Source organism: Streptomyces calidiresistens (assembly GCF_014141525.1).
GTDB classification, from domain to species: Bacteria; Actinomycetota; Actinomycetes; order Streptomycetales; family Streptomycetaceae; genus Streptomyces; species Streptomyces calidiresistens.
Genome location: NZ_VKHS01001354.1, coordinates 1 through 834, shown reverse-complemented (window position 1 = coordinate 834; position 834 = coordinate 1). Strand labels below are relative to the sequence as shown.

1 protein-coding gene is annotated in these 834 nt (G+C 76.7%); it reads left to right on the top strand.

The features are described from left to right. Window positions 1–85: 85 nt before the first annotated feature. Window positions 86–834, top strand: a 749-nt coding sequence (locus FOE67_RS27280) for an enoyl-CoA hydratase/isomerase family protein (RefSeq protein ID WP_182667486.1), incomplete at its 3' end; no start/stop codon positions are given.

Sequence of the window (834 nt, the reverse complement as noted above, 5' to 3'; positions counted from 1 at the left end):
CCCACCCCACTCCATCCGTCCCGTTCCGTCCGCCGTCGCGCCGCCCCTCCCGGGCCGCGCCCCGACGCCCCCGGAGAGCCCGGCCATGTCCCAGCAGCCCCCGCCCGACGACCGGCCCGCAGCCGACGCCCACGCCGCCGGGGACGCCCCCGACGCGCCCGGGGTGATCCGCTGGGAGCGGGATCCCGACGACGGCTCCGGGGCCGGGGTCGTCACCCTGGTGCTCGACGACCCCGCCCGCACGGCGAACACGATGAACCCCGATTTCACCGCCGCGCTCACCGCCGCCGTGGACCGGCTGGAGGCCGAGCGCGACACGATCACCGGTGTGATCGTCACCTCCGGGAAGCCCACCTTCTTCGCGGGCGGGGACCTGCGCCGCCTCGTGGGGATCGGCCCCGACCGGGCGGGGGAGATCTTCGACGGCGCGATGACGATCAAACGCGCCCTGCGCCGCCTGGAGACCCTCGGCCGTCCGGTGGTCGCGGCGATGAACGGCAGCGCGCTGGGCGGTGGGTACGAGATCGCCCTCGCCTGCCACCACCGTCTGCTGCTCGACACCCCCGGGTGCCGGGTGGGCCTGCCGGAGGTGACCCTGGGCCTGTTGCCCGGCACCGGCGGGGTGGTGCGCTCGGTGCGCCTGCTGGGCATCACCGGGGCGCTGTCCACGCTGTTGCTGGAGGGCCGCCGGTACCGCCCGAGCCGCGCCCTGGAACTGGGCCTGGTGGACGGGGTGGTGGACGACCCCGCCGAACTGCTCTCCCGCGCCCGCGCGTGGATCGCGGCGCACCCCGACGCCCGGCAGCCCTGGGACGCCCCCGATCACCGCATCCC